Origin of the sequence: Leptolyngbya sp. AN02str (assembly GCF_050565595.1) — a bacterium.
Classification (GTDB): domain Bacteria; phylum Cyanobacteriota; class Cyanobacteriia; order Elainellales; family Elainellaceae; genus Kaiparowitsia.
Map to the genome: position 1 here is coordinate 56,965 of NZ_JBNXVR010000041.1, position 6,108 is coordinate 63,072.

Annotated in this window: 6 protein-coding genes; 4 read left to right on the plus strand and 2 right to left on the minus strand. The window is 49.0% G+C overall.

What is annotated here, in order from left to right:
- Nucleotides 1-31: 31 nt before the first annotated feature.
- Both ACQ4M4_RS23090 and ACQ4M4_RS23095 read left to right on the plus strand, forming a co-directional pair.
- Nucleotides 32-1,351, plus strand: coding sequence for a sensor histidine kinase (locus tag ACQ4M4_RS23090; protein ID WP_430686833.1), 1,320 nt, complete (start codon nt 32-34; stop codon nt 1,349-1,351).
- A gap of 208 nt (nt 1,352-1,559) precedes the next feature.
- Complete coding sequence (locus tag ACQ4M4_RS23095; protein ID WP_430686828.1) at nt 1,560-1,889, plus strand: NirD/YgiW/YdeI family stress tolerance protein; 330 nt, start codon at nt 1,560-1,562, stop codon at nt 1,887-1,889.
- Nucleotides 1,890-2,008: 119 nt separating this feature from the next.
- On the opposite strand, the gene ACQ4M4_RS23100 is transcribed toward ACQ4M4_RS23095, so the two are convergent.
- Nucleotides 2,009-2,230 carry a hypothetical protein gene (locus ACQ4M4_RS23100; RefSeq protein WP_430686829.1) on the minus strand — a complete coding sequence of 74 codons (222 nt, stop codon included), beginning with the start codon at nt 2,228-2,230 and terminating at the stop codon, nt 2,009-2,011.
- A gap of 29 nt (nt 2,231-2,259) precedes the next feature.
- Nucleotides 2,260-2,808 carry a DUF1963 domain-containing protein gene (locus ACQ4M4_RS23105; RefSeq protein ID WP_430686830.1) on the minus strand — a complete coding sequence of 183 codons (549 nt, stop codon included), beginning with the start codon at nt 2,806-2,808 and terminating at the stop codon, nt 2,260-2,262.
- A gap of 883 nt (nt 2,809-3,691) precedes the next feature.
- Between ACQ4M4_RS23105 and ACQ4M4_RS23110 the strand changes: the two genes are divergently transcribed.
- Entirely contained in the window at nt 3,692-4,681 is a 990-nt protein-coding gene (locus ACQ4M4_RS23110; RefSeq protein WP_430686831.1) for an MbnP family copper-binding protein, read from the plus strand.
- Nucleotides 4,678-5,847 carry an MbnH family di-heme enzyme gene (locus ACQ4M4_RS23115; RefSeq protein ID WP_430686832.1) on the plus strand — a complete coding sequence of 390 codons (1,170 nt, stop codon included), beginning with the start codon at nt 4,678-4,680 and terminating at the stop codon, nt 5,845-5,847. Before ACQ4M4_RS23110 ends, ACQ4M4_RS23115 begins: the two co-directional genes overlap by 4 nt.
- The last annotated feature ends 261 nt before the right edge of the window (nt 5,848-6,108 follow it).

The following is a 6,108-nucleotide window of genomic DNA, read 5'->3' on the forward strand; positions in this document are numbered from 1 at the left end:
GCTTTAATTCCAGGAATTCCACGTGCACTTTATGCTGTTTAATCGCAGTCGTAGCAATTTAGCCACCTGGTTTACGGTGTCGATGGGAAGTATCCTGGTCTTATTTACAGGCATCCTGTACTTGCGAGAAGCCCGCGATCGCCTGCATACCTTTGATCAGTCTCTGTATAACACCAGCCAAATTATGGCAGCCGGGGTTGAGAGTTATGTCTACGCAGGACGGCAGCGCACCGATCTGGAAAATGTGCCCGTCCTGGGGGAAGATTCCTTTCCTCGCAATAGCAATCTTGTGTTTGCTCGCTGGTATACCTCGGACTTGCAACTGCTTCAGTTTTTTGGAAGTATTCCTCCCACCCAATTAACGACTCCGGCGGGGTTTCAAACCTTGCGGGTGGTTGACCCCGCGCTAGTTGACCCCGCGCTAGTTGACCCCGCGCTAGTTGACCCCGCGACGGCTGCATCCATTCCGTTGCGGCAACTCACCTTGCCGGTCTATCAAAACGATCGGTTAATTGGCTATCTTCAAATTGCGGCCTCATTGCAGTCGGTGGAAGCTCCCTTGCAACAACTCCGGTGGTTTTTGGTGGTGGGAGTGCCCTTGGCTGTGGGAGCGATCGCGCTGACGGGCTGGCTGCTGGGGGGCAAAGCGATGCGGCCCATTCATCAATCCTATGCTCAACTCCAGCAGTTTACTGCCGATGCCTCCCATGAATTGCGTGCTCCCCTGGCGGGGATTTTGAGCCACGCGCAGGTTGCCTTAATGGAACCCACCGACCCGCAGGAACAGCACAACCGCCTGACCGTGATTACAGAGGTGGCGGAGTCAATGAGCGGGCTGGTGAGCCAACTGCTGTTGCTGGCCCGCCATGAAGGGCAACTGGCTCCAGAGATGTTGCAGCCTGTAGAGTTGCAGCAGCTGATTCAACCGCTGGTGGCAGAATTTTTGCCGCAACTGGAGGGCAAACAGCAAGCTTTGCGAACGGAGTTTTGTGAAAAGGAGCTGTGGGTTAAGGCAAATCTCGATCTGTTGCGGCAGGCGATCGCCAATCTGCTTAGGAATGCTCATTGCTACACCCCCGATGGGGGCACCATTACCCTGCGATGTGCGTCAGTCCACCGCTGGGCCGTGCTTCAAGTAATTGATAACGGCATAGGAATTGACCCCAAAGATTTGCCCCACATTTTCAACCGATTCTATCGGGTCGATCAGGTGCGATCGCGCCAAGCAGGCGGGTTTGGGCTTGGCTTGGCGATCGTTCGCCAGATCGTTGAAGCCCAGGGTGGAACGGTATCTGTTCAGAGTGTTCCAGGCGAGGGAGCGCGGTTTGAAATCAAACTCCCTCTGTTGTAGCTTTGTGTTGTAGCCTTCTGTTGTAGCACGATGCATCTTTTGCCCCCGTTGGGACGGGTTGCAGCAACATATCAGATTACTGAAGCCGCCAAATTAGCCCGGTATCAGGGGAACAGGAACAGTCAAAGTTCTGTTGAAACCTTCTTGTTACTTTTACCCTGCACGCTAGAGATAGAGACAACCACACTCTAGTCTTTGGAGATTTACTATGAAACTGGGTTTTGCAATCACACTGGCCTTTGCCGCCGCTGGCGCTACCACCGCTGCAGCGATCGCCCAAACGACCATTGGGGATTTACAACAAGCGAATACCGTAGCCCTCTCTGGCGAAGTTGTGCGGGTTCAGGGAGATGATTTCATTCTCAGTGACGGTACCGGACAAATTCTAGTAGAAGCCGAAAGACGGCCCATCCGTCAGGCCAATTTACGAGCGGGCGATCGGGTCACGGTGACGGGTCGTTACGACGACGATAATAGCTTTGAAGCCCTCAGCCTCGGCCTCACCAGTGGCGAAGTCATCTATGTGTTTGATGACTAAAGGGGGCTCTTTTCTACTGCCATCCGGTGAGGAGAACCATCCTCGCCGGATGACTGGGACTCCAGAGGCACAGAGCTTTTGGGGTCCGGTTTTTCATAGTGTCGAGGTACTTAATTGGATTAATCCGATTCGTAATAAAACTCGATCTGGCTAAAATCTCGATTGATTAGATTTTGATCCTCAATAAACCAAAAGAGATAATCGTCACCAAACTGCAGCTCCATCAGTAGTCGCCCGGTAGCCGCATCTTCAATATCAGGAACCGTGCCATGCAGGTCAGGATATCCACCCAATTTGCTGCCTAATTTATCAGCCTCGTTTTCGTAATGGTATTCATACAACCAGCTCTCGAAGCTCCGGTAAAAACCGCTCAAATCCTCAGGCCATTGGAGTTCTTCCCACGGACGCGAAGCCAAAAAAAGTCATGCTCAGCAGAAAAAGTTAAGGCATAGATATCATCGTAATCACCCCGAATTGTTTCCATTACGTTAACGAAACTGAAATCCGTGATGAGATCACCTCGATTCTGGGAAGCTTCGGGAAAGTAGAGAGTGCAGATACGGCTGTTGTCCATCGCGGGATCGGCAAATTGGATGCCTCCCATATAGAACTGGAGTATTCCCTGCTGAGGCAGATCAAGTCCCTGAATGAGGGGAAGGTCTGCACAATTTAACTGCACCAAGAGAGCCATCGCTTCCCCCGTCGTGGGATCGGTGGGATAATCCAACCCCCTCGGAAAATAAGGATTACCTCCGATCTTGCTCTGCCAGAGGGTTAGTGGATCGTTGGACGAATCCTCATTTATGTGTCCAACATTCTCCTCATGGATTTTGATGTAGGGTCTTAAACTACCCTCAAGAAAAGCTCGTAGGGGTTCAAATTGTTTTGGCAAATTCTGTAAAAATTGGGGTGTTTCCATGGCCATTCTGGAAGGGGTGATTAAAGCGTAGCCTCAACGAGAGATAGTTACACCCAAAATCTTAGAAGTTATTTTTTTGAACTTTGTGTGTGAGTGGCGTATTGATTTTTGGGTTTAGCAGCGTCGTTGCTTGCCCTAATCAATAAATCGCTTTAAGCATTGGCATCCGAAACGGCATGATAGCTCTGGTAATAGCAGGAAGAGACCAGCTTAATCATCGGTAAATTGTCCAGAAGCTAAAAATCAAACCAGAAGAGAAAACCCAGAGCGCGATCGCCATTTGATTAAAAAAACATTGGGTCAACGGAAAGGTTACAAGATAAAGCCCGAAGATAAGCTCAATAATTCAATGAAATGAAATACCAACCCATTGTTTCAAAAGGTATTTCTTCACTTTGTTAGTCTCACGTTAAAGTAGCATTTTAACCCGAACAGGCGCTCAACTCCATCGGTTCTAAGAGGCTGTTTTAAAGGTGCCAGCTAAGGCCCAAACCGTTCCCCACATTCCCCCAAAGAGAAGAACTTTGAATGAAAAACAGGGTCGAAAGCTCCCCAGAATTGTGAGATTGGGGGGCAAATGTAGAACATTGGATACGTTTCAAGCACCCTCTCAGTTCTGTTCACAGTTTTCTACCATACGTTAAAGTTCTTTGGCTTGTATGAAGCTTACACACAAGCGACCCAATAAACCTCCTGTATGAATTATTGCGCGGCGGCGCCACACAATGATTCATCCGTCAAAAAGCCATTCGTACAAGAGGCTTATTGAAATATGACATCTTGTCTTTTGACAATCTGAAATGAATCGTTTAACTTTTCGAGGTTACATTCGCTCTACGCGAGCGATCAACCAAGAAATCATGATTCTTCTCAACATGTGCTTATGAAAAAGATATATCATTTGCTCACCTCGACTGCACTCGCTTGCATTGGAGGGCTTGGAGTTGGTTTGCTCTATCCGGCTGAAACAAAAGTGTGGGTACAAGCTAGAGCCGCAGCAACGCAACCCGTAACCCTTCAATTTCAAGCCCGGGTCGGGGATCAACCCTTTCGCTGCAACCAAAGCTATATGTTGGGTACACCTGCCAGCAGCGTTACTCCCCTTGATTTTCGTTTCTACGTATCGGATGTAGCGCTGATTGATGTGAATGGGAATACGGTGCCGCTCACGCTAGAGCAGGATGGTCGATGGCAGTATGAGAATGTAGCCCTGCTCGATTTTGAAGATAAGTCTGGTGGATGTACGAATGGAACAGTGGCAATGAACGATCGCATTGTTGGCACCGTTCCTAGTGGAAACTACACTGGCCTACAGTTCACAGTTGGAGTGCCGTTTGAGTTAAATCATGCCGATTCAACGCTAGCTGCTTCTCCCCTCAACCTCACCTCGCTCTGGTGGAACTGGCAGTCGGGTTACAAGTTTATGCGCATTGACCTGAGCACTACACACCTAACGGGAATGCTGTCCAATTCGGCTCCAAAGCATGAGCGCCAGCCCCAGCATCAGAGCGAACACGGTAGCTCTGGACACGAACAAACCCATGAGGGTGATGGAGAGAATAGCCAAGCATTTTTCATCCATCTGGGCAGTACTGGGTGTGAAAGTGCAGCAGGTGCTCAAAGACCATCAAGCTGCAGCAATCCTAATCGGTCTACCATTACACTGACAGAGTTTGATCCAAATCAAAATGTGATTGTGGCAGACTTAGCCGCACTCGTGGCAGAGACAAATCTCAGGACAAATCAACCCAATACAGCTCCTGGCTGCATGTCTGATCCCAGTGATCGTGATTGCACCGGCCTGATGCATGCACTTGGGCTAGCCTTTAATGGTGCCGTCGCCTACCAGCAGACTTTCTTCAATGTGGAATGATGCACCGTTTGTCACACCGTTTGTCAGCGTTTGCGATCGCCTGTCTCCTCTCGTTCCTACTCTCCATCGGATTTAATCACGTCCTGGCAGCCTCCTCATCTGATTCATCTAGCTATCAATGGGATTTGCCCGATTGGACACCCAGACCGATCGTGCCCGACAATAACCCGATGAGTCAGGCAAAAGTTGAGCTCGGAAGGCATTTGTTTTACGAAAAGAGCCTTTCGGTAACAGGAGACTTTTCCTGCGGCACCTGCCATCTGCAATCACGGGCGTTTACCGATGGCAAACCCGTTGGCGTAGGCGCAACAGGAGAACAGCATCCTCGCAACTCGATGAGTCTTGCAAACGTAGCTTATAACTCTGTATTGACTTGGGCAAATCCACTCATGACTACGCTGGAGCAGCAGGGGTTAGTCCCCTTGTTCGGTGAGCATCCGGTAGAACTGGGAATGGTGGGTAGAGAAGATGAAATCCTCTTGATGCTGCGCAATGATCCTCACTATCGTGAAATGTTTACAGCTGTGTTTGGTGAAGGGGATGAGAATATCAATGTGAATCATTTGATGAAAGCGATCGCCTCTTTTGAGCGATCGCTCGTGTCGTTTAACTCACCTTACGATCGCTATCGTTATGGGAATGAAAAAAATGCCATTTCAGAATCTGCAAAGCGAGGAGAAAAACTCTTTCATAGCGAACGTTTGGAATGTTTTCATTGTCATGGCGGATTGAACTTTAGTGACTCAATTATGCATGAACGACTGGCGTTTCAAGAGATCGCTTTTCACAACACTGGACTCTATAATATTGATGATAATGGAGCCTATCCACCCAACAATACGGGCGTGTATGAAATTACTCATAACCCAACTGATATGGGACGCTTTAAGGCACCGACGCTGCGAAATATTGAGTTAACGGCCCCTTACATGCATGATGGCAGTGTGGCAACGTTAGAGGAAGCGATCGCCCACTACAAGGCGGGGGGCAGAACGATTGATTCGGGTCCCTATGCTGGAATCGGCAGCACAAACCCGCTCAAGAGCCAGTTCATCGCAGGGTTTGGACTCACTGAACAAGAAAAACAGGATTTACTGGCTTTTCTGCAAAGCTTAACGGATGAAACGTTTATTCATAACCCAGCGTTTAGCGATCCACACGGCTAAAACCACGCGGCTTTAAAGGATGGGTAGGCTTGAAAAAACGTTTTTTCTACTGATTCATAACTGTTTGCTAGCCTCGTTAGAACAAAAACAGTAGTGAGGGCGGCTTTACCATCCTCACTACTGTCCCAATCGAAATAGGGCGTGCTGAAAAAGTATTTCACGAGTTTTAAGAAGACAGACGGTTAAATCTTGGGATTCGCTAGAACTTAAGCAGCAGCCAGGGCGCATTGAGGATCGCGCCACTGCCGCTGCCATCGGTTG